This window comes from Luteibacter aegosomatissinici, from assembly GCF_023078495.1.
Classification (GTDB): domain Bacteria; phylum Pseudomonadota; class Gammaproteobacteria; order Xanthomonadales; family Rhodanobacteraceae; genus Luteibacter; species Luteibacter aegosomatissinici.
Genome location: NZ_CP095742.1, coordinates 1 through 21,659, shown reverse-complemented (window position 1 = coordinate 21,659; position 21,659 = coordinate 1). Strand labels below are relative to the sequence as shown.

General features: G+C 63.3%; 16 protein-coding genes. 4 read left to right on the top strand and 12 right to left on the bottom strand.

Annotation, left to right across the window (positions count from 1 at the left end; translation table 11 throughout):
• Positions 1 to 17 precede the first annotated feature (17 nt).
• Positions 18 to 1,682, bottom strand: a complete 1,665-nt coding sequence (locus tag L2Y97_RS00080; RefSeq protein ID WP_247431321.1) for an MFS transporter — start codon at positions 1,680 to 1,682, stop codon at positions 18 to 20.
• Between the two features lie 11 nt (positions 1,683 to 1,693).
• A complete protein-coding gene (locus L2Y97_RS00075) occupies positions 1,694 to 3,169 on the bottom strand; it encodes a hypothetical protein (protein ID WP_247431319.1) in 1,476 nt (491 codons plus the stop codon).
• Between the two features lie 172 nt (positions 3,170 to 3,341).
• Between L2Y97_RS00075 and acs the strand changes: the two genes are divergently transcribed.
• Positions 3,342 to 5,282 (top strand): acetate--CoA ligase, encoded by a 1,941-nt coding sequence (gene acs, locus L2Y97_RS00070; protein WP_247431316.1) that lies wholly within the window; start codon positions 3,342 to 3,344, stop codon positions 5,280 to 5,282.
• Positions 5,279 to 5,947 carry a response regulator transcription factor gene (locus tag L2Y97_RS00065; protein WP_247431313.1) on the top strand — a complete coding sequence of 223 codons (669 nt, stop codon included), beginning with the start codon at positions 5,279 to 5,281 and terminating at the stop codon, positions 5,945 to 5,947. The genes acs and L2Y97_RS00065 overlap by 4 nt, the downstream gene beginning before the upstream one ends.
• A gap of 57 nt (positions 5,948 to 6,004) precedes the next feature.
• Here the strand turns inward: L2Y97_RS00065 and L2Y97_RS00060 are convergent, their stop codons facing one another.
• Positions 6,005 to 9,484: a hybrid sensor histidine kinase/response regulator gene (locus L2Y97_RS00060; protein ID WP_247431310.1), complete on the bottom strand. Its 3,480-nt coding sequence runs from the start codon at positions 9,482 to 9,484 to the stop codon at positions 6,005 to 6,007.
• A gap of 45 nt (positions 9,485 to 9,529) precedes the next feature.
• Between L2Y97_RS00060 and L2Y97_RS00055 the strand changes: the two genes are divergently transcribed.
• Together L2Y97_RS00055 and L2Y97_RS00050 are read left to right on the top strand one after the other, a co-directional pair.
• Complete coding sequence (locus L2Y97_RS00055; RefSeq protein WP_247431307.1) at positions 9,530 to 10,153, top strand: 4'-phosphopantetheinyl transferase family protein; 624 nt, start codon at positions 9,530 to 9,532, stop codon at positions 10,151 to 10,153.
• Between the two features lie 141 nt (positions 10,154 to 10,294).
• Positions 10,295 to 11,038 carry a pyridoxine 5'-phosphate synthase gene (locus tag L2Y97_RS00050; RefSeq protein ID WP_247431304.1) on the top strand — a complete coding sequence of 248 codons (744 nt, stop codon included), beginning with the start codon at positions 10,295 to 10,297 and terminating at the stop codon, positions 11,036 to 11,038.
• 162 nt (positions 11,039 to 11,200) lie between these two features.
• On the opposite strand, the gene L2Y97_RS00045 is transcribed toward L2Y97_RS00050, so the two are convergent.
• From L2Y97_RS00045 to dnaA, 9 genes are all read right to left on the bottom strand, one after another.
• A complete protein-coding gene (locus tag L2Y97_RS00045; RefSeq protein ID WP_247431301.1) occupies positions 11,201 to 11,608 on the bottom strand; it encodes an ExbD/TolR family protein in 408 nt (135 codons plus the stop codon).
• 5 nt (positions 11,609 to 11,613) lie between these two features.
• The gene (locus tag L2Y97_RS00040) at positions 11,614 to 12,027 is read right to left on the bottom strand and encodes an ExbD/TolR family protein (RefSeq protein ID WP_247431298.1); all 414 of its coding nucleotides are present in this window, start codon (positions 12,025 to 12,027) and stop codon (positions 11,614 to 11,616) included.
• Positions 12,028 to 12,047: 20 nt separating this feature from the next.
• The gene (locus L2Y97_RS00035) at positions 12,048 to 12,794 is read right to left on the bottom strand and encodes a MotA/TolQ/ExbB proton channel family protein (protein WP_247431295.1); all 747 of its coding nucleotides are present in this window, start codon (positions 12,792 to 12,794) and stop codon (positions 12,048 to 12,050) included.
• 54 nt (positions 12,795 to 12,848) lie between these two features.
• Positions 12,849 to 13,451 carry an energy transducer TonB gene (locus tag L2Y97_RS00030; RefSeq protein ID WP_425492805.1) on the bottom strand — a complete coding sequence of 201 codons (603 nt, stop codon included), beginning with the start codon at positions 13,449 to 13,451 and terminating at the stop codon, positions 12,849 to 12,851.
• 253 nt (positions 13,452 to 13,704) lie between these two features.
• A complete protein-coding gene (locus L2Y97_RS00025; RefSeq protein ID WP_247431289.1) occupies positions 13,705 to 15,003 on the bottom strand; it encodes a tetratricopeptide repeat protein in 1,299 nt (432 codons plus the stop codon).
• Between the two features lie 287 nt (positions 15,004 to 15,290).
• Positions 15,291 to 17,732: a DNA topoisomerase (ATP-hydrolyzing) subunit B gene (gene gyrB, locus L2Y97_RS00020; protein WP_247431286.1), complete on the bottom strand. Its 2,442-nt coding sequence runs from the start codon at positions 17,730 to 17,732 to the stop codon at positions 15,291 to 15,293.
• A 67-nt stretch (positions 17,733 to 17,799) separates the two neighbouring features.
• Positions 17,800 to 18,879: a DNA replication/repair protein RecF gene (gene recF / locus L2Y97_RS00015; protein ID WP_247431284.1), complete on the bottom strand. Its 1,080-nt coding sequence runs from the start codon at positions 18,877 to 18,879 to the stop codon at positions 17,800 to 17,802.
• 89 nt (positions 18,880 to 18,968) lie between these two features.
• Entirely contained in the window at positions 18,969 to 20,069 is a 1,101-nt protein-coding gene (dnaN, locus tag L2Y97_RS00010) for a DNA polymerase III subunit beta (RefSeq protein WP_247431281.1), read from the bottom strand.
• A 213-nt stretch (positions 20,070 to 20,282) separates the two neighbouring features.
• Positions 20,283 to 21,659: a chromosomal replication initiator protein DnaA gene (gene dnaA, locus L2Y97_RS00005; protein WP_247431278.1), complete on the bottom strand. Its 1,377-nt coding sequence runs from the start codon at positions 21,657 to 21,659 to the stop codon at positions 20,283 to 20,285.

Sequence of the window (21,659 nt, the reverse complement as noted above, 5' to 3'; positions counted from 1 at the left end):
TTTTCGCGGCGTGGATCTCAATGCTCCAGAGGAACGTCCTTCGTCTCCCGCACAAAGAACAACCCCACCACAAACGTCATCAACGCCACCACCACCGGGTACCAAAGCCCGTAGTAGATATCGCCCTTGTACGCCACCAGCATGAAGCCAATGGTCGGTACGAAGCCGCCAAACCACCCGTTACCAATGTGGTACGGCAGGCTCATGGACGTGTAGCGAATGCGCGTCGGGAACATCTCCACCAGCCACGCGGCGATCGGGCCATAGACCATGGTCACGTAGAGCACCAGGATCGCGAGCAACACCACCAGCATCGGGTAGTTGGACTGCGCAGGATCCGCCTTGGCCGGGTAGCCGGCGGTCTTCAGCTGGTCATCCACCTTGCTGGTGAAGCCCTTCTGCTCGGCAGTGAACGCGGCCTTGTCCATCCCCGCGCCTTCGAACGATTCGATCACCTCATCGCCGATCTTCACCGTCGCAAGTGTTCCGGCCGGTGCGGCCGCGTTGCTGTACGGAATGCCCTTCTTGGCCAGCACGCTCTTGGCTACGTCGCACGAGCTGGTGAACGTGTGCTTGCCCACCGGATCGAACTGGAAGCTGCACGCGTTCGGGTCGGCGGTGACGACGACCGGAGCGTTGGCGGCGGCTGCTTCAATGGCCGGGTTACCGAAGTGGGTGAGGCCCTTGAAGATCGGGAACATGGTGAGCGCGGCGATCAGGCAACCGGCGAGCACCACCGGCTTGCGACCAACGCGGTCAGAGAGCCAGCCGAAGAACACGAAGAACGGCGTACCGATGAACAAGGCGGCGGCGATCAGGAGGTTCGCCGTGGTGGCATCGATCTTCAGGCTCTGGGTCAGGAAGTACAGCGAGTAGAACTGGCCCGTGTACCAGACGACGGCCTGGCCGGCGGTGGCGCCGAGCAGGGCCAGGATCACCAGGCGGAGGTTCTTCCACTGGCCGAACGCCTCGGTAAGCGGCGCCTTGGAGTGCTTGCCCTCCGCCTTCATCTGCTGGAACACCGGCGATTCGTGCAGCTGCATGCGGATGTACACCGACACGCCGACGAGGATGGCCGAGATGAGGAACGGGATGCGCCAGCCCCAGGCATCGAACGTATCGGCGCCCAGGCCAAGGCGCGTGCCCAGGATCACCAGCAGCGAGAGGAACAAGCCAAACGTCGCGGTGATCTGGATGAAGCTCGTATAGAGACCGCGCTTGCCGTCAGGTGCATGCTCGGCCACATACGTTGCTGCGCCACCGTACTCACCACCCAGGGCCAGGCCCTGCAACAGGCGCAACACGATCAACAGCACGGGTGCGGCCACGCCTATCGTCGTGTATCCGGGGAGCACACCCACAAGGAACGTGGAGGTACCCATGATGATGATGGTGACAAGGAACGTGTACTTGCGACCGATCAGATCGCCGATGCGGCCAAACACGATGGCACCGAACGGGCGCACCGCAAACCCCGCCGCGAACGCCAGCAGCGCGAAGATGAACTGGCTGGTGTCGTTCAGGCCGGTGAAGAACTGCTTGCCGATGGTGGCAGCAAGCGAGCCGTAGAGATAGAAGTCATACCATTCGAAAACGGTGCCCAGGCTGGACGCGAAGATCACGCGTTTGTGACTGGTACCGATGCTGCCGTCGGCACGCATGCCGTGTGCGGTGGTGGCCATGCTGCTCTCCGTCAGAACTTGTACATCGCGTTGAGGGTGTACTCGTTGCCGGAATCCGCCTGGCGACCGAGGCCATTGGTGGTGGTGGAGTTGATCTTGGAATGGATCCACTCGCCACTGAAGTCGAACGGCCCGGTGCTGTACTGCAGGCTGAGTGCTTGCTGCGTGCCCTTCAGCAGGCCCGCCGTGTTCGCGGCGCGCCAGCGCAGCACATCATCCTTGTCCGGCTTGCTGACCGAGCCGAACGCGAACAGGGTCCAGTGCTTGTCGAACTTGTAGCCGGCCTGCAGCCAGGCGCCCTTGTCCTTGATATCGCCGAACTGCGAGAGGTCGCCGAACATCTGGCCGATGGCGTTGCCGGTGTAGAGGGCGCCCTTCAGGATGAAGCTGCCCGGGGTCCACATACCGCCAAGTTCCACGGCGGTGCTCTTGATGTTGGATTTGATCGGCGTGACCGTGTTGCCGTCCACACCGTGCAGGTCGACGCGGCTGTAGTGCGCGCCCAGGAACGCCTGCCAGTCCTTGCCCTTGGCGGTGATGCGCGCCTGGATCTGCGGCTTGAAGCCCGCATTGCCGGCGGTCAGGAAGTTGGTCGTGGCACCCGGGCCATTCCAGCTGCCCTCGTACGCACCCAGGTCGAAGCGCCACTTGGTGCCTTCGGAGCCCTTGTTCAGGTCCTGCATCCACACGATGCCCGGGTAGCGCCAGCCGATCAGGCCGGTGCCGTAGCCCAGCGGGAATGCGATGTGCGAGAGCGACTGCGGGACGTAATCCAGAGGGAACAGCAGCTGCCACATCTGGCCGATGCGGAACGTGGTGCCCGAATCGGCGTTGCTGATATCCATGTAGGCCTGGCGCAGGCGCTGCTCAGGCTGTGAGCCTGCATAAGCACCGGTGCCGTTGAAGCCGCCGAAGAAGTCCATTTCGATACGGCCGGAGCCCGACCAGTTCTCGTTGAACTTCGCGCCGGTGAAATCCAGCCAGAAGCGGGTGTTGCGCACGTCCACACCGGTGATGGAATTGGCCTTGCCGCTGGACCCCGGCAGCGGGTATTCCGCGTTCTGGCCATTGCCGTACTGGTAGTTGCCATCCTGCTTGAAGCCGCTGACGTTGATGAAGCCGTGCAGGGCCAGCGAGACGCCCGGCGTGGTCCCGGTGGTGAAGGCGGGCTTGGTCGGTACGGCCGCCACGGTCTTTTCGACCTTGGTGACCTTCTCCTCGGTCGCCTGCGACTGGGTCTGCGCCGCCTGGGCCGTGGTGGTGGCCTCCGTCGTCGCCGTCTTCTGTTCCTGGATCATGGCCTTCAGCTCGGCCAGCTGTTGTTCCAGCTGGTTCACGCGCTGCTCCAGCTGCGCCTCGCGGCTAGTGGTCTTCTTCGTTTTCGACTGGGCGTGCGCGAGGTCCGGCATGGCTGCGAGCGGCAGCATGAGGGCACAGGCAACGCTGAAGGCGATGGCCTTACGGCCACCGGAATGCGTGGTCTTCATCAATGGTCTCCCCAACCCTTGGCGAGCCGAGCATGTGGCACAGGGGGCCCGGCATCCATTCGCCAAAGGTCGAACCTCGACCAAAGTCGTAAGTGCGCCGCATCCGGATGCTGCGCCGCGACGTTACACTCAGGGCCCACGCCCCACGAACCATGGTTACGCAGGAGCCAGCATGTCCGAGATCCACCCGGTTGACCCCGCCTTCGCCGAAAAGGCGCGTGTCCGTAAGGACGATTACCAGCGTATGTACGCGGAATCGGTCCAGGATCCGGAGGGTTTCTGGAAGAAGATGAGTGAGCGGCTGGACTGGATCACCCCGCCCACGAAGATCAAGAACGTCTCGTACGACCCCGCGGACCTGCATATCCGCTGGTTCGAGGATGGCCAGCTCAACGTGGCCGCGAACTGCCTGGACCGCCACCTGGAGAAGCGCGGCGACAAGACCGCCATCATCTTCGAAGGGGATGACCCCAACGAGACGCGCACCCTGACCTACCGCCAGCTCCACGCGGAGGTGTGCCAGTTTGCCAACACCCTGAAGAACCTGGGCGTGGTGAAGGGTGACCGCGTGGTCATCTACCTGCCCATGATCCCGGAAGCCGCGGTGGCCATGCTGGCCTGTGCGCGCATCGGCGCCATCCACTCGGTGGTGTTCGGCGGCTTCTCGCCCGATTCCCTGGCCAGCCGCATCGCGGACTCGAAGGCCAAGCTGATCGTGACGGCCGATGAAGGCTGCCGCGGCGGCAAGAAGATCCCGTTGAAGGCCAACGTGGATGAATCACTGACACGCCCGAACACCAACAGCGTGGAGACCGTGATCGTGGTGCGCCGCACCGGCGGTGCGGTGCATTTCCAGTCGCCACGCGATCGCTGGTACCACACGCTGATGGAAGGGCAATCCACCGATTGCCCGGCCGAGCCGATGAACGCGGAGGATCCGCTGTTCACCCTGTACACTTCCGGCTCCACCGGCCTGCCCAAGGGCGTGCTGCATACCAGCGGCGGTTACCTGGTCTACACCAGCCTGACCCACGAGCTCACCTTCGACCTGCGCGAGGATGACATCTACTGGTGCACGGCCGACGTGGGCTGGATCACCGGCCACAGCTACGTGGTGTATGGCCCGCTGGCCAACGGCGCCACGGTGGTCATGTTCGATGGCGTGCCGAACTACCCGGATTTCAGCCGCTTCTGGCAGGTGGTGGATAAGCACAAGGTGACGCTGTTCTACACGGCGCCCACCGCCATCCGCGCGCTGATGCGCGAGGGCGATGCACCGGTGCAGAAGACCTCGCGCAAGAGCCTGCGCATCCTGGGCACCGTGGGCGAACCGATCAACCCCGAGGCCTGGAACTGGTACTACCGCGTGGTGGGCGAAGAGCGTTGCCCCATCGTCGATACCTGGTGGCAGACCGAGACCGGCGGCTTCCTGATCACACCGTTGCCCGGCGCCATCGACCTGAAGCCGGGTTCGGCCACGCTGCCGTTCTTCGGCATCAAGCCGGCCATCGTCGATGCCGAGGGCAAGGTGCAGGAAGGCGCGTGCAGCGGCAACCTGGTGATCACCGATTCCTGGCCGGGCCAGATGCGCACGGTGTATGGCGATCACCAGCGCTTTATCGACACGTATTTCAAGACGTACCCGGGTAACTACTTCACCGGCGACGGCGCTCGCCGCGACGAAGATGGCTACTACTGGATCACGGGCCGCGTGGATGACGTCATCAATGTCTCTGGCCACCGTATTGGTACGGCCGAAGTGGAAAGCGCGCTGGTTGCACACCCGAAAGTCGCCGAAGCCGCGGTCGTCGGCTGCCATCACGATATCAAGGGCCAGGGCATCTATGCGTTCGTCACGCTCAACGCGGGCGAGGCGGGCAGCGATGAACTGAAGAAGGAGCTGATCGCCGGCGTGCGCAAGGAGATCGGCCCGATCGCCGCACCGGATCACCTGCAGTGGGCACCGGGCCTGCCCAAGACGCGCTCGGGGAAGATCATGCGCCGCATCCTGCGCAAGATCGCTGAGAACGCGCCCGACCAGCTGGGCGATGTATCGACGCTGGCCGATCCGGGCGTGGTGAAGAACCTCGTGGAAGAAAGACTGATCAAGTGAGCGACGTCCTCATCGCCGATGACCACCCGCTATTCCGTGACGCCTTGCAGCGTGCGGTCGTAGCGGCCCTGCCGGATGCCACCGTGCATACGGCCGACAGTGTGCCTGCGCTTTTCGCGCTCATCGAAACGATGCCGGAAGCGGATCTTCTGCTGATGGACCTGCACATGCCGGGCGCGCGCGGGTACTCCGCGCTCGCCCACATCCGTGGGCAGTATCCCGGTTTGCCGACCATCGTCGTCTCGGGGCATGAGGAGGCGCAGGTGGCTCGGCGCGCACTCGCACACGGTGCCTCGGCGTACATCCCGAAATCGGCTGCGGTGGATGACATCGTGCAGGCGGTGCGCACGGTGCTCGATGGCGATGTGTGGTTGCCGCATCAGCTGATGGGCGGCACAGTGGAACTCAAGCCCGATGAGGCGGATGTGGCCGCGCGCGTTGCATCGCTCACGCCGCAGCAGTTCCGCGTGCTGAACATGATTGCCGAAGGCTTGCTCAACAAGCAGATCGCTTACGATCTTGGTGTCTCCGAAGCCACGGTCAAGGCGCACATGACCGCGATCATGCGCAAGCTCGGTGTATCCAACCGCACGCAGGTAGCGCTCGCTGCGTCGCACCTCGACGTAGAAAAAGAAACCATCCCCGGCGCGACAGAAGAAGAATAAGCCCATGTAGGATCCCGCTTGCGCGCGATCGCGCGCAAGCGCGCTCCTACATCGTCACTATGCAGCGTGTGTGCCCGTGCGTTTCGCCAGCGCGACAAGCATCGCCCTCAGCGCCGCCGGCTTCACCGGCTTATGCAGCAGTGGATAGCCCATCTCTCTCGCGCGCTGCTTCAACTCCGTACTGCCATCCGCCGTCACCATCGCCGCCGGTGGCATGGGCGAAACCTGCGTGCCCATGATCTGCAGGGCGACGAGGCCATCCATCTCTTCCGTCAGGTGGTAATCGGCAAGAATCAGATCGACACGTGTATCGCGCAGGACTGCCAGCGCTTCACCGACATCGGTGGCGACGCGGCAATCGACGCCCCAACGACCGAGCAGCGCCTTCATGCCATCCAGGATGGACTCGTCGTTGTCGAGGCAGAGCACGGTGAGTGGTAACTGCTCGCCACCCGGACGGGCCACGGCGGCGACGCGCTTGCGCGCGGTGGCTTCGGCACGCGGCACGCTGATACTGAAGCAGCTGCCGTGGCCCACGCGCGACTGCAGGCCCAAGCGGTGGCCGAGGATCCCCGAGAGGCGATCGCAAATCGACAGGCCCAGGCCCAGGCCTTTTTCGCCCCATGGCGACGGCCTGTCGATCCGCTGGAACTCCCCGAAGATGCGCGCCTGCTGTTCGGTCGCGATGCCAGGGCCGCTATCCCATACCTCGATGCGTATGTCTTTCCCATCACGACGGGCGCCCAATACGACGCCACCGGAACGGGTATAGCGCAACGCATTGGAAAGGAAGTTCGCGACGATGCGACGAAGGAGCTGGGCATCCGAGCGAACGGCAACGGTGGTCGGCACGACATGAAGGCTGAGCCCACGTTGCTCGGCGACAACGGCGAACTGTTGGCGCAATGAGTCGAACAGGTCGGCGAGCGCAAACGGTGCAAGCTCTGGTCGATAGCTACCTGCATCAAGACGCGAGACATCGAGTAGTGCATCGAGCAGATCCTCAGCCGCACGGAAGGAAGCATCGATGCGCTCGGCGAGCTGCGTCGCTTCGCCGTCCAGGCCAGGGTGCTGCCGTAAGGCGGAGGTAAACAAACGCGCGGCGTTGAGTGGCTGCAGCAAGTCGTGGCTCGCCGCTGCGAGAAAACGTGTTTTCGACGCGTTCGCAGCTTCGGCTTCTCGTCGCGCGATGGCCGTGGCATCGAGTGCCTCGGAGAGCTCGGCCGTGCGATCCGCCACGCGCTGCTCCAGCGTTTCGTTCGCATCGATCAGCGCGAGCTCGGCGTGCTTGTACGCCGTGACGTCGGTAAAGGTCGTGACGAAGCCGCCACCCGGCAACGCGCGCCCACGCATTTCGATCACGGTGCCATCGGGGCGAACACGCTGGAACAAGTGCGGTGAACCTGCACGCATGTAGCGAATGCGCTTGCCAACATGCTCATCCACTTCACCCGGCCCGCATTCACCGTGCTCGGCATTCCAGCGAATGAGGTCGGCAACCGGCAGGCCGACGTACACCATGCCTTCCGGGTAATCGAACAGCTCGAGGTAGCGGCGATTCCATGCCACCAGGCGCATATCGCCATCCACCACGCTGATACCCTGGGAGACGTTCTCGAGCGTGGTGGAGAGAAGCTCACGATTGAAGCGCAGCTCCTGCGAGGCTTCATCCATCAAGGCCATGGCTTCGGCGATATCGAGACCGGTGCCGCTCAAGGCGCCCATGAGGATGCGCCGCGCACTCGCCGCACCAACCGCGCTCGCCAGTAAGCGCTCCGTGAACTGGATCAACGGGCGATCGGCGGAATCGGTAGGGGAGAGCGTCACGCCGTGGCGCTGGCCATACTCGTGGAACGCACGCTGGGTAACGCGGTCACCGACGATGCGCCCGGCGATGGTCCCGAGGTCGCGCACGGTCACGCGGCCGCGCCAGTCGCCCGCGCCGCTCACGCTGCGAACGAACGGATCGACGAACAACGCCGCGTGCAGGCGTTCGGCCACACTGGGACGGAAGCGCAGCGAGATGAAGACGAGGCACGACACATTGATCAGCAGCGACCAGAAGGTGCCGTGGGTTACCGGCTCCCAGCCGCTGAGGTGGAAGAGCTCGTTGGGCTTCAGCCAGCCCAGCCCGAACGGTCCCTGGTCCATCCAGGCGCTGGCGATCCAGCCCGCACGCGTCATCGCCGGAAGGAGCAGTGTGTATGCCCATGTCGCGAAGCCCGCGATCAGACCAACGTACACACCGACGCGGCTCGCACCACGCCAGTACAACGCCGAGACGATGGCCGGCGCGAACTGCGCAACGGCGGCGAAAGAGAGCAGGCCGGTCGCCGCGAGATTCTCCGCATCGGCGATGACGCGGTAGTACAGGTAGGCCATGGCGGCCAGGCCGATGATCGCGATACGCCGGATGGCGAGCACGAGGTGCGAGACATCGCCGCGTTGCTCGAGGCCTAACCGGCGGATCCGCAGCAATGCCGGCATCACCAGGTCGTTGCTGATCATCGTCGCGAGCGCCACGGCCGCGACGATCACCATGCCTGTCGCGGCGGAGAAACCGCCAATGAAGGCAATCAGCGCCATGGCGTGATCACCCAGGGCGATCGGCAGGTTCAACACCCAGGCATCCACGTGACGTGTCGTGACCGAGGGCAGGCCCAGCCCGGCGCTGACGATCGGGAGCACACCGACCGAGATCAGCACCATGTAGATAGGGAACAGCCAGCGCGCCTTGCGCAGGTCGCGGGGGTCTTCGCATTCCACGACGCCGATCTGGAACTGGCGCGGCAGGCAGAACATGGCGCAGAAGGCGAGCAAGGTCTGCGCGACAAAGCCGGGTGGCACGCTGCCTTGTTCGATCTGCAACACCGGTGCGCGGACGGTCTCGATCAGCCCCGGGCCGTGCAGGTACGCGTATACCGCGATGGCAACGAACGCGAGCAGCTTCACCAGCGATTCCACGGCCACCGCGAGCATCATGCCGTGGTGGTGTTCCGTTGCATCGATGTTGCGGGTGCCGAATAGGATGGCGAACACGGCGAGGAGGGCGGCGCACCACAGCGCGGTATCGCCGAACCACCAGCTGGAGCCATCGCCGAGCACGCTGAACGACATGGCCACGGCTTTGAACTGCAGGGCGATGTACGGAATGATGGCCACGACGGCGATGATGGCGACGAGCGCCGCCAGGCCGTGTGACTTACCGAAGCGTGCGGCGATGAAATCGGCGATTGAAGTAATGTTGCGCTCGCGGGCGACCAGCACGAGGCGCTCGAGCAGGCCGAACCCGAGCACGAACAACAACAGCGGGCCGAGATAGATCGGCAGGTAGGCCAGGCCGGAGCGTGCGGCGGTGCCCACCGCGCCGTAGAACGTCCACGACGAGCAGTACACCGCGAGCGCAAGGCTGTACACCAGCGGGCGCAGGCGCGGCTGGCGAGGGTAGAGTGGGCGGCGGTCGCCAAGGTACGCGATCCCGAACAAAAGGCCGACGTACAGCAAGGCCACCAGCAGCAAGAGCCAGCCTGCGATCACGAGTGGGGGTCCCTGTCCGACACGGGCTCAGGCTAGCATGGGGGAATGTCCTTCGCCGTCCCCCACCTTTCCCACGCCGAGATTCATGTCTGGCGGTTGCCCTGGTCCACCGATGCCGCCGAGGCGGCGCCGTTCCGTGCTTTGCTCTCGGCGTATGCCGGACCCGATGCGCCCGAGGTGGCTCGCGGCGAACACGGCAAGCCGCATTTTCCGGGGGCGGCCGGCACGCTGGGCTTCAGCTGGTCGCACAGCCAGGACACGGCGCTGTTTGCCGTGGGCCGGGGGTCGGCTGGCTTCGAGGTGGGTGTGGACGTGGAGCGGATCCGGCCCCGGGCCAGGGCGCTGGAACTCGCTCGCCGGTTCTTCGCGCCGGCGGAAGCGGCCTGGCTGGCAAGCCTTGGCGAAGCGGACGTGCTCAACGGGTTTCTCACCCTGTGGACGGCCAAGGAGGCGGTGCTGAAGGCGCACGGGGGCGGGCTGTCGTACGGCTTGCACCGGGTGGCGTTCGCCTCCGACGGCGACGAGTTCGCACCGCTGGCTTTCGACGGCGACCTGGGCCCGGCAGCGGGCTGGCAGGTGGCGCCGGTCCCACTCGAAGCCGGGCTCGTCGCGGCGGTCGCATGGCGCGGTGAGCCGCGTTCTGTTTACGTCTTCACATTTCCGCTTTGAACCTTTCCGCTCCGGGTTGTGTCTTAGTTGGCGTGTGTGTGTGAGCCGTGGAGTGCGCCACAGGGAGGTGGCGCGTTATGCTGGGACGACAGTCATTGCGCACGTCGCGCTTGGTGACGTGCGCATTTTTTTGGACCGTCGATGACCCTACTCAGCGTTAACCTGAACAAGATCGCCGTGCTGCGCAATTCCCGGGGTGGTAACGAACCGGATCTCGCCACCGCGGCCAATACCTGCATCGATGCAGGCTGTGGCGGCCTTACCGTCCACCCCCGCCCCGATATGCGCCATGTGACGCCCGCCGACGTTCGTACGCTGGCCGGTTTGTTGCGCGGGCGCGTGGAATACAACATCGAGGGCAATCCGTTCGCCGGTGCCCGCGGTGCCTACCCGGGCCTGATCGAGCTATGCCGCGAGGTGAAGCCTACGCAGGTCACGCTCGTGCCTGATGGCGACGGGCAGATCACCTCCGACCATGGCTTCGACCTGACGAAGGACATCGAAACGCTGAAGCCTGTGGTCGCGGCGTTCCGCGAAATCGGCTGCCGCGTGAGTGTGTTCGTCGATGCCGGTGGCGAAGGATTCGCCGAGGCGAAGGCGATCGGCATCGAACGTATCGAGCTGTATACCGGGCCTTACGCGCACGCGTTCCACGAAGGCGATGCACGTGCCGAACTCGCATCGTTCGCCGATACGGCTCGTCGTGCGCAACAGGCCGGGCTTGCCGTGAATGCCGGGCATGATCTGAGCCAGGCGAACCTTGGTACGTTCAAGGCTGCAATTCCTGGATTGGCCGAGGTGTCGATCGGCCACGCGTTGATCGGCGAGGCGCTTTACCAGGGCCTCGCCAATACCGTTCGCGCGTATCTCGATATCCTGAAGTAGGAGCCCACCCTGTGGGCGACATCTTTCGCGTAGGTGCGTCAGGGCCTGTTGCGTTATCGCGAACGGCGTCGCTCACAGGGTGAGCTCCTACATTGGGCACGGTGCATAAAAAAACCCCGCCGTGAGGCGGGGTTTTTCGTCTTACCGGACAGACCTGATCGGTTACTGCGCGTTAACGAAGCCGATCTTGGTCAGGCCCTGGCCCTTCGCGTCAGAAAGCACGCGAGCCACGACCTCGTACTGAACCGAATCGTCCGCATCGATCTGCAGTTCCGGCTGGTTCGACTGCTGGGCGACCACCGCGATCTGGGCGCGAAGGCCCAGTTCGTCGACCGGCGTGTCGTTCCAGTACAGCGAGCCATCCTGGCGAATCTGCAGACGGATCGGATCCGGCGGATTTTCTGGGTTGACGATGTTCGGATTCGGCTGCGGCAGATCGATCTTGATCTTATGCGACAGCATCGGAGCCGTGATCATGAAAATGATCAGGAGCACCAGCATCACGTCGACGAGCGGCGTGACGTTGATGTCCGACATCGGGCCACCAGAGTTACCAGAGCTGAAAGCCATGTTCGTTACTCCTTGCCAGTCGACATGAAGCCGACGTGGACCATACCCGCTTCCTTGGCATCGCCAAGGATCTTCTTCACCACCTTGTACTCGGTGGTGCGATCAGCACGGATCTGAAGTTCCGGCTGCGGGGATTTGGCGGCGCTGATGGCGAACTGCTGCTTCAACTCTGCCTCAGTGACTTCGTTGTCATTGAGGAAGTACGTACCGTCCGGCTTGACCGCGAGATCCATCGGCTCCACCGGGGTGTCATCCTTAACGTTCGGATTAGCCTTCGGCAGATCGATCTGGACCTTATGGGACATCAGCGGTGCCGTGATCATGAAGATGATCAGGAGAACCAGCATCACGTCGACTAGCGGCGTGACGTTGATTTCCGACATCGGCCCACCGGAGTTGCCCCCGCTGCTCATAGCCATGGGTCAATTCCTCTAGCGGATTACTTCGTGCCTTCGACACGGGCGCCGGTGGCGAAGAAGTCGTGCAGGTCGTGCGCGAATTCGTCGAACTGGGCGTAGGTCAGGCGGTTCGAGCGCATGAAGAAGTTGTACGCAAGCACGGCCGGGATAGCGGTGAACAGACCGAACGCGGTCATGATCAGAGCTTCACCCACCGGGCCAGCGACCTTATCCATCGAAGCCGAACCCGAAGCGGCGATGCCGATCAGCGCGTGGTAAATACCCCACACCGTACCGAGCAGACCGATGAACGGGGCCGACGAACCGACCGTGGCGAGCAGGGTCAGGCCGCCTTCGAGACGCAGGCTCTCGCGAGCCACGGCCTGGCGAAGGGCGCGGTCGATGAATTCCGAACGCGACAGGGTCTCGGCGAGACGACCACCGGCAGCAGCCTGGTGATGCGCAACGGCCGAAGCGGCGTCGAGTGCGATCTTCGAGAACGGTTCGCCCTTCGGCTGCTCTTCGAGCATACGGATGGCTTCCTGGGTCGACGCGGTGTTCCAGAAGCCCTGGATCACCTTGTCGGCGCGCGAACGCACCAGGCTGTTACGGATGAAGTTGGCGACGATGAAGTACCACGAGAGCACGGACATCGCGACCAGCACCACGAACACAATCCAACCGAGGAAGTCGAAGTTGTGAATGAGGTGGTCGAAGCCCATCTGCTTCAGGGCATCGGCATTGGAGTTACCTGGCGAAGCAGGCTGAGCGGAGGTGTCTTGCAACATAACGCTACCCTTGGGAAGTCAAGCGTGAACTTAAAAGTTATAAGCCGTGGGGGCTTACAGCTGGTTTAGGTTGAACGTAACGGGGACACGTGCATAGCCTTCGACGGCCTGACCGCCTCGCTTGCCCGGGTTGAATCGCCAGTTCCTGGCCGCATCCTGCGCTGCCTTGTCCAGTTCGCGGAAACCGCTCGACTGGTCGATCTGGATGTCTTTCGGCGTACCGTCGACAGCCACGAGGACCAGAAGTACCACCGTACCTTCATGCCGCTGGCGAACCGCCTGCGGCGGGTACTTTGGCGGGTTGCGCTGACGGTACGACAGATTTTCGCTAGGCGCGATATCCGCCGGCGGTGCCGGAGGCGCGGGAGGCGCCGGAGGCGGTGCCGGAACGGCATTCGTGCTCGCCTCTTCAACAGCCGGCGGCGGCGGAGCCGGCGGCGGCGGTGTCGGGGGCGGTTTCACCTGCTGAATGATTTTCGGCGGCGGCTGCTTGGGGGGTTCCGGCGGCGGCGGCGGGGGAGGCGGGGGCGGCGGCGGCGGTTCGATAAAGTCGACCTGGACCACCTTATCCGTCTTCTTTTCTGCCTGCTTGGGCGGCGCCATGGGCGCTACCAGCAGGAGGAAAGCGAACGAGTGCAGCGCGATGGCGACTGCCAACGCACTTGTGCGCCCCCAACTGAACGGCGCTTGGCCGGTTGATTCGTTACTTGAGGCCATCAGTCACTATCAAGAGCTAATCAAGCGGAAGTGGGCCCGCTGCTTCCCGGCGCTCGGCGATTCACATTGCCTGAACGCGGGTTTATGCAAGCGGAAAATATGCAAGTTACACCAGCATATGGCGTTTGTATAGCGCCTGAAGGGAAGATTTATGGCACGCCATAACACCCCCCTTCCGGCACTTTACAAGGCCTTACTGGTTACCTGCGGTTTTCAACCAGGCGTTGGCCTTGGCAGACGTTTCAGGATCCTGGGCCGCGAGCTTCATGTCCGCGATAGCACCCTGCTTGTTCTTCTGACCACGCTTGGCTTCCGCGCGCACCATATAGGCCTGGCCTTTATGCTGCACACCCTTGCTGATGGCATCCGTCGCGGCCTTTTCGGCAGCGGCGTACTTGTTTTCCTGGAGATTGACGCGCGCGAGCTTGAGTGCCGGCTCGCCGTTGGTCGCGACCTTGACCGCTTCGTTGAGCGCGGACGTCGCATTGGTCATGTCGTCGGCGGTGATGTACGAATCGGCGAGCAGGTTGTAGTTCTCGCCCGTCTTCTGCACCACGCCCTTGTCCATGCCTTCCTTGAGGACGGCCGCCGCCTTCTGGGCGTTCGTCTTCTGGCGGGCATCGTTGTTCTGGCCGTCGATCAGGTAGATCTTGGCGAAGTTCACATACTGCTTCTCGTCCTTGATGGCGCCGGCAGTGTGTGCCTTCTCCATCAGGGCGATCGCTTCGGGATACTTCTGTGCCTGGATGAGCGACGACGTGGCGTTGTTCAGCGCCATCGCATCGTTCGGGTTCTTCGCGAGCTCATCCGAAGCCATCTGGGCAGCCTTGTCGCCCTGGCCGGTTTCGGAGTAGCTGGCCATCAGGATCTGGTCCCACGATGCCTGCGGCTTCGCATCCGGCATCGACTTCGCCTTGGTGATGGCGGCAATGGCTTCCGGGTACTTCTCGAGGCGGTAATCGATGTTGCCTTCGAGGCCGTACGAATCAGCCGTTTCCTTCTTGCCCTGGTCGCGCCACTCGTGCAGCGACTGCAGTGCCGGAGCGTACTGCTCATCGGCGACGAGGAACTGGGTGTACATGTACTTCAGCTGGAAGTACGTGTCGTTCGGCAGCACGCCGATATCGAGCGCCTGCTTCAGCTGCACGATGGCGCCCTTCACGTCGCCAGCGTTGTACTTGATGTTGGCAAGGCCCTGCAGTGCGAGCGCCTGGGCGTACTTGCTGCTCGTGGCCGAACCATCGGCAAGCGGCGTGAGCAACTGGACGGCCTTGTCGTTCTCGCCATTGTTGGCGGCGTCGAGGCCTTCGTTGATCGCCTTCTGATCCTTCTCGCTCTTCAGGTCGAGCTTGGGTTCCGTGCGAGTGGCATTCGGGTACAGCACTTCCTTCTTCGCATCGGCCGGCTTGTCTTTGGCACCGACAACGCCGCTGGTGAGGGAAAGTGCGATCGCCGTAGCGAGCGCCATCTTGTTGAAGAAACCCTGTTTCATTGACTGACCTCGGTTGAAGGAGTCGTCGCACACGGCGGTGCTCCGGGGGACTACAGAGGTTACCCTGATTTGATTCCTAAGAACAAGTCGCAGCGCCACAAAAAAGAGGAGTCAAAACAATGACTTGTTAGAAGAATGTTGGCACTGACCGATTTAGGGTGATTTTTGGCCCTTGAAAATCGCTTTTCGATCCACCCTACGCGGCCGAACGTTGCGGGCAAAAAAACGCCCGGCGGTCTTTCGACGGCCGGGCGTTTCGATGGCATTCGCCATGTCACTGGATCGAATCAGATATCCAGGTTGGCAACCTTCAGCGCGTTCGACTCGATGAAGTCGCGGCGCGGCTCGACGGCTTCACCCATCAGCATGGAGAACATCTGGTCCGCGGCCACGGCATCCTCGATGCCCACCTGGAGCATGCGGCGCGTTTCCGGGTTCACCGTGGTTTCCCACAGCTGCTCGGGGTTCATTTCGCCCAGGCCCTTGAAGCGCTGGATGGTACGGCCCTTCTTGGCTTCATCGAGCAGCCAGTTGCGCACATCGGCGAAGCTGGTGACGCCACGCGAGCCGTTACCGCGGCGGATGACGGCGCCCAGCTTGAGGCTGAGCTCGGCGAGCTGGCTCGCGATCGTACCGATGGCGCGGTAATCGCTGCCGTTGAAGAACGCCTGCGGCATGATCCAGGTGTGGCTCAGGCCGTGCTGCATGCGCTCCACTTCCACCGCCGCGCCCTGCTCGTTCAGCGCCGGGCGGAAACGCAGTGCATAGGTGGGCTTGCCGAGACCGCTCGCGCTGAGGCGCTTGGCGATCCCATCGAGCCAGGCCTGCATGGCGCCGGCATCCTTCCAGAAGCCTTCGTCCAGCGGGGTGTGCTCGATCATCGCGGTCAGCACGGAGGTATCGAACCGGTGCGACATGCGTTCGATCTGGTCGAGCGCCGTCTGGTAGTCGCGCAGCAGCTTCTCCAGCGTCTCGCCGCCGATACCCGGTGCGCCCTCTTCCGGCTCCAGGGAGGCATTGTCGACCGCGCTCGAAATCAGGAAGTCGTTCAGGACGCTGTCGTCCTTGATGTAGAGCTCCTGCTTGCCCTGCTTCACCTTGTACAGCGGCGGCAGGCCAATGTAGACGTGGCCGCGCTCGATCAGCTCCGGCATTTGCCGGTAGAAGAACGTCAGCAGCAGCGTGCGGATGTGCGAGCCGTCCACGTCCGCGTCGGTCATGATGATGATGCGGTGGTAGCGCAGCTTGTCCGGGTTGTACTCCTCCTTGCCGATACCCGTGCCGAGCGCGGTGATCAGCGTGCCGACTTCGGCGGAGGAAATCATCTTGTCGAAGCGAGCCTTCTCGACGTTGAGGATCTTGCCCTTCAACGGCAGGACGGCCTGCGTACGGCGGTTACGGCCTTGCTTGGCGGAGCCACCTGCGGAATCACCCTCGACCAGGAACAGTTCGGACAGCGCCGGATCCTTTTCCTGGCAATCGGCCAGCTTGCCGGGCAGGCCGGCGATATCCAGCGCGCCCTTGCGGCGGGTCATCTCGCGCGCCTTGCGGGCCGCTTCGCGTGCGCGAGCCGCATCGACGGCCTTGGAGGCGATGGCCTTGGCTTCGTTCGGGTTCTCGAGCAGGAACTCGGCGAGCTTGTCGTTGACGACCTGCTCCACCGCGGTCTTCACTTCGCTGGAAACCAGCTTGTCCTTGGTCTGCGACGAGAACTTCGGATCAGGCACCTTCACCGAGAGCACGGCGATGATGCCCTCACGCATGTCGTCGCCCGACAGGGCGACCTTCGCGTTCTTGGCGATGCCTTCCTTCTCGATGTAGTTCTGCAGGGTGCGCGTCAGCGCCGCACGGAAGCCCGTGAGGTGGGTGCCGCCGTCGCGCTGCGGAATATTGTTGGTGAAGCAGAACATCGTCTCCTGGTAGGCGTCGGTCCACTGCAGGGCCAGTTCGACCGTGATGCCATCGGAGAACGAGCTGAAACTGATGACCGTGGGGTGCAGGGCCGTCTTCAGCTGGGCGAGGTGCTGCACGAAGGACTTGATGCCGCCCTCGTAAGCAAAGATGTCCTTCCGCTCGTTGCGCTCGTCGACGAGTTCGATCGTGACGCCCGAGTTCAGGAAGGCCAGCTCGCGCAGGCGCTTCGCCAGGATGTCGTAGTGGAACTCGGTGTGGTTCGTGAAGGTGAGCTTGCTGGGCAGGAAGCGCACCATGGTGCCGCGGCGCGAGGTGTCCTGCGTGGCAGCGATGGGGGCCAGCGGCTCGCCGTGGGCGTAGACCTGGTTCCATTCCTTGCCTTCGCGCCAGATCGTGAGCCAAAGCTTCTCGCTCAGGGCGTTAACCACCGAGACGCCCACGCCATGCAGGCCACCGGAGACCTTGTACGAGTTCGCGTCGAACTTACCGCCGGCGTGCAGCACGGTCATGACCACTTCGGCCGTGGACCTGCCCTCTTCCGGGTGGGTATCCACCGGGATACCGCGGCCGTTATCGGACACGCTGACGGTATCGTCCTGGTGGATGGTGACCGTCACGTAGTCGCAGAAGCCGGCCAGGGCTTCGTCGATGGCGTTATCGACCACTTCGAACACCATGTGGTGCAGACCGGTGCCGTCATCGGTATCACCGATGTACATGCCGGGGCGCTTACGTACCGCTTCCAAGCCCTTCAGGACCTTGATGCTGCCGGAGTCGTAGGCGTTCGAGTTGGTCGGATCGAGAGGTTCGTTCATGCGAGGCCTGGTAATGACGCAGGAAGCCCCGGCGCGCGACAGGCGCAGCACCGGGACAGTCGGTCGATTATAGCAAAGCCGTCACGGCACCCTGTTCCACGTGGAACACTGTGACGGGCTGGTCGGAAAGAGCGTGCGGAACCTCGGTACCGGTTACGAGCACCTGGACATCGCGGCCCATCAACTGGGCAACCACCCACTCTTGATGGGTACGATCGAGCTCCGAAGCAAGGTCATCAAGGCAGACCACCGGCCATTCACCGCGCATCTCCGCGTGCAGGGACGCCTGGCCCAACAGGCAGGCCAGGGCGCACAGCTTTTCCTGGCCACGGGAGAGGTGCTCCCGCAACGGGGCATGCTCGAAGGCCACCGAGAAGTCGGCGCGGTGGGGGCCCGCGGTCGTATGGCCCCGAGCCAGATCGCGCCCCCTGCGCTCCAGGAGCGTGGTGGCGAGGTCGCTCGTCTCGTCCCAGCCCGATTTGTACCTGACCGTGAATTCGCCCAGTTCTGGAAGAACGTTTCCCATGAAGCCCTGGATATGGGGGAGCAGGCGCTCCAGATAGCCACGCCGGTAGGAGGAAAGACCCTCCCCGGCGGTCGCCAACTCGGATTCCCAGGGTTCAATGAGACCGGGATCGATCGGGCCGCCACTGCGTAGCAAGGCGTTTCGCTGTTTCAGCGCGCGCTGATAGCGCCGCCACTGATTCACGAACGCGTGTTCCACGTGGAACAAACCCCAGTCGAGGAACTGGCGCCGTTCCTCCGAGCCGCCCGCGATCAGGTCATGCGAGCCTGGCTCGAAACAGACCACGGCGCATTCCTGCACCAAAGCCCCTAGCGATACGGCATCGCCATCGACCCTCGCCTGCCAGCGCGCGCCTTCCCTGCCCAATCCGAGCCGCCTCGCCCGCCCATCCGCAGAACTTACCTCCGCGAAGACGGAAAGTGCCGTGGCGCCCCGCTTCAGGAGCACATCCCGCGAGCCCGATCGAAACGACCGGCCGTGGGATAGCAGGTACGCGGCCTCGAGAACGCTCGTCTTCCCGGCGCCGTTGGCGCCCACGAACACACTGATGCCAGGCGCAGGTGCGATCGAAACCCCGTCCAGGCACCGCAGACCCGCGATTCGCAACGACTCGAACTTCATTCCCTGCCTTTACCCGTGCCAGAACGAACAACGCCGGGGTGTCGAAGACATCCCCGGCGTCGTGTGCCGAACTTTACCGTGTCGTGCGGTCAGAGGCGAAGCGGCATCACCACATGGCGAGCTTCATCGTTGCCCTCTTCCTGCAGGAGGCAGCTCGACTGGGCGTCGCGCAGGTTCAGACGAACCTTATCGCCGCGCAGTGCGCCAAGCGCATCCAACAGATAGCCCACGTTGAAGCCCACGGCGAGGTCGCTGACGCCGGTCTCGGCTTCCACCTCTTCCTGGGCTTCTTCCTGCTCCGGATTGTGGGCAACGATCTTGATGTGCCCCGGCTGCAGTTCCAGCTTCACACCGCGGTACTTCTCGTTCGACAGGATGGCAGCGCGCTGCAGGGCGCTACGCAGCACATCGCGCTCGATCGTGGCGGTCTTGTCGGCGCCGAGCGGAATCACGGCCTCGTAATCCGGGAACCGGCCGTCGATCAGCTTCGAGGTGAACTGGACGCCACCGCGGCGAACGCGCAGGTGGTTGCGACCAAACTCCAGCTCCACCGTGCCCTCACCCGATTCAAACAGGCCGATCAGCTCGTTCACGCCCTTGCGGGGAATGATGATCTGGCGGCGTGCTGATACCGAGCTCTCCAGGCGGGTTTCCTTGAGCGCCAGGCGATGGCCATCGGTGGCCACGCAGCGCAGGGTGTGCTCCTGCAGATCGAGCAGCATGCCGTTGAGGTAGTAACGGACATCCTGGTTAGCCATGGCAAAGGCCGTGCGCTCCATCAGGTCGCGCAGCACTTCCTCAGGCAACGTAACCCGCTCGACCAGCTCGATCTCGTCGATGGTCGGGAACTCCGTTGCCGGCAGCGTCGCCAGCGTGAAGCGGCTGCGGCCTGCGTTCAGGGCGATACGGTCGCCGTTGAGCTTCAGGTCGATCCTGGCGCCATCGGGCAGTGCGCGAACGATATCGAACAGCTTGCGGGCAGGGATGGTGATTTCACCTTCCTGCACGGCATCGGCGGCGGTGGTCGCCACCATCTCTACTTCAAGGTCGGTGCCCGTAAACGAGACGTCGCTACCGGAGGCGCGCACCAGGAGGTTCGCCAAGACCGGAAGCGTCTGGCGACGCTCTACGACGCCCACGACTTGCTGCAGGGGTTTGAGCAGTACTTCCCTCTGGATGCTGAATTGCATGCGTCCCCTACTCCTGCTTTTAAGGTTTTAAAGATTTTATAGTGGTTGTAGTTAGGCCGGTGGATATCTTGAAAAGTCCGATTTCATCTTACTTTTCAGATACCTACAGCTTCATATCAACTGGCTTGAAGCGACGGTTTCATGTGGGTCCGTTGTGGATAACTTTAGGGCCTGAAACCGTCCTCAGGTCGCCCACCTATTATCCACAGGTTCTCAGCCCGTCAAGATACGGATCAACTGTTCCCAATCCTGGCGCATACGCACGTCTTTCTCGCAGAAACCGCGGATCGTCCGGCAGGCGTGGAGCACAGTCGTGTGGTCACGGCCGCCAAACGCCTCACCGATCTCGGGCAGGCTGTGCTCGGTCAGTTCCTTGGACAGGGCCATGGCAACCTGTCGCGGGCGCGCCAGGGAGCGCACACGGCGCTTGGAGAGCAGATCGGACAGGCGCACCTGGTAGTAATCGGCCACCGTCTTCTGGATGTTGGGCACGGTCACGGCCTGCGCATGGGTATTGAGCAGGTCGCGCAGCGTCTCTTCCGCGAAATCCGTGGTGATGGCGCGACGGTAGAAGTTCGCCCGGGCCGCCAGCGTGTTGAGCGCGCCTTCCAGGTCACGCACGTTGGAACGGATGCGGCGTGCGAGCAGCATCGCCACGTCCTCCGACAGCGCCATGTCCTTGTCGGCCGCCTTGGAAAGGAGAATGGCGGCGCGCGTTTCGAAATCCGGTGGCTCGATAGCGACGGACAAACCCCAGCCAAGACGCGATTTCAATCGCGGCTCGAGCTTGTCCAGTTCCTTCGGATAGCGATCGCAGGTAAGGATGATCTGCTGCTTGGCTTCGAACAGCGCATTGAAGGTATGGAAGAACTCTTCCTGCGTGGTGTCCTTGCCGGCGAAGAACTGGATATCGTCGATCAGCAGCGCATCCACCGAGCGGAAGCGGCGCTTGAAGTCATCCATGTTCTTCTGCTGCAGCGCTTTCACCATGCCGCTGACGAACTGTTCCGAACGAAGGTAGAGCACCTTCGCCTCGGGATTGTTCTGCAGCAGCAGGTTGCCGGCCGCATGCATAAGATGCGTCTTACCCAGGCCCGTACCACCATAGAGAAGGAGTGGGTTGTACGCGCGGCCCGGGTTCATCGCGACCTGCATCGCGGCCGCCTTGCCCAGCTGGTTGGATTTGCCCTCGACGAACGTTTCGAACGTGTAGTGCGGATCCAGGTTGTGCTGGTGCGGCGGTTCCGGTGCGGCGGGCATCTGCATCGCGGGCGATGGTGCGTGCGTGGGCGCGGGTGCCGGCGTGGTGGCGGCCACGGACGATGCCGGGCGCGCGGGTGCGGGGCGGCCGCCGTGCGAGCCTATTTCCAGGCGCACGGGCAGAGGGTGGCCCGCCAGGTGTTCGATGATCGCTTCGATCCGAACCAGGAACTGGGTGCGCACCGCTTCCAGCGAATACGGGTTGGGTGCGTACAGGTACAGGCCCGTGCCGTCCTCCCTGGCCTGCAAGGGCATGAGCCAGGTGTGGACGTCTTCGGGGCTCAATTCGCCATCAAGACGCTCGAGACAGCGCCTCCAGAGATCACTCAT

What these genes read in the sequence shown, in the direction of transcription:
- L2Y97_RS00080 (WP_247431321.1), bottom strand. Translation starts at nt 1,682, where the DNA reads ATGGCCACCACCGCACACGGCATGCGTGCCGACGGCAGCATCGGTACC.
- dnaA (WP_247431278.1), bottom strand. Translation starts at nt 21,659, where the DNA reads ATGAGTGATCTCTGGAGGCGCTGTCTCGAGCGTCTTGATGGCGAATTG.
- L2Y97_RS00035 (WP_247431295.1), bottom strand. Translation starts at nt 12,794, where the DNA reads ATGTTGCAAGACACCTCCGCTCAGCCTGCTTCGCCAGGTAACTCCAAT.
- dnaN (WP_247431281.1), bottom strand. Translation starts at nt 20,069, where the DNA reads ATGCAATTCAGCATCCAGAGGGAAGTACTGCTCAAACCCCTGCAGCAA.
- L2Y97_RS00025 (WP_247431289.1), bottom strand. Translation starts at nt 15,003, where the DNA reads ATGAAACAGGGTTTCTTCAACAAGATGGCGCTCGCTACGGCGATCGCA.
- acs (WP_247431316.1), top strand. Translation starts at nt 3,342, where the DNA reads ATGTCCGAGATCCACCCGGTTGACCCCGCCTTCGCCGAAAAGGCGCGT.
- L2Y97_RS00040 (WP_247431298.1), bottom strand. Translation starts at nt 12,027, where the DNA reads ATGGCTATGAGCAGCGGGGGCAACTCCGGTGGGCCGATGTCGGAAATC.
- L2Y97_RS00075 (WP_247431319.1), bottom strand. Translation starts at nt 3,169, where the DNA reads ATGAAGACCACGCATTCCGGTGGCCGTAAGGCCATCGCCTTCAGCGTT.
- L2Y97_RS00050 (WP_247431304.1), top strand. Translation starts at nt 10,295, where the DNA reads ATGACCCTACTCAGCGTTAACCTGAACAAGATCGCCGTGCTGCGCAAT.
- gyrB (WP_247431286.1), bottom strand. Translation starts at nt 17,732, where the DNA reads ATGAACGAACCTCTCGATCCGACCAACTCGAACGCCTACGACTCCGGC.
- L2Y97_RS00055 (WP_247431307.1), top strand. Translation starts at nt 9,530, where the DNA reads ATGTCCTTCGCCGTCCCCCACCTTTCCCACGCCGAGATTCATGTCTGG.
- L2Y97_RS00045 (WP_247431301.1), bottom strand. Translation starts at nt 11,608, where the DNA reads ATGGCTTTCAGCTCTGGTAACTCTGGTGGCCCGATGTCGGACATCAAC.
- recF (WP_247431284.1), bottom strand. Translation starts at nt 18,879, where the DNA reads ATGAAGTTCGAGTCGTTGCGAATCGCGGGTCTGCGGTGCCTGGACGGG.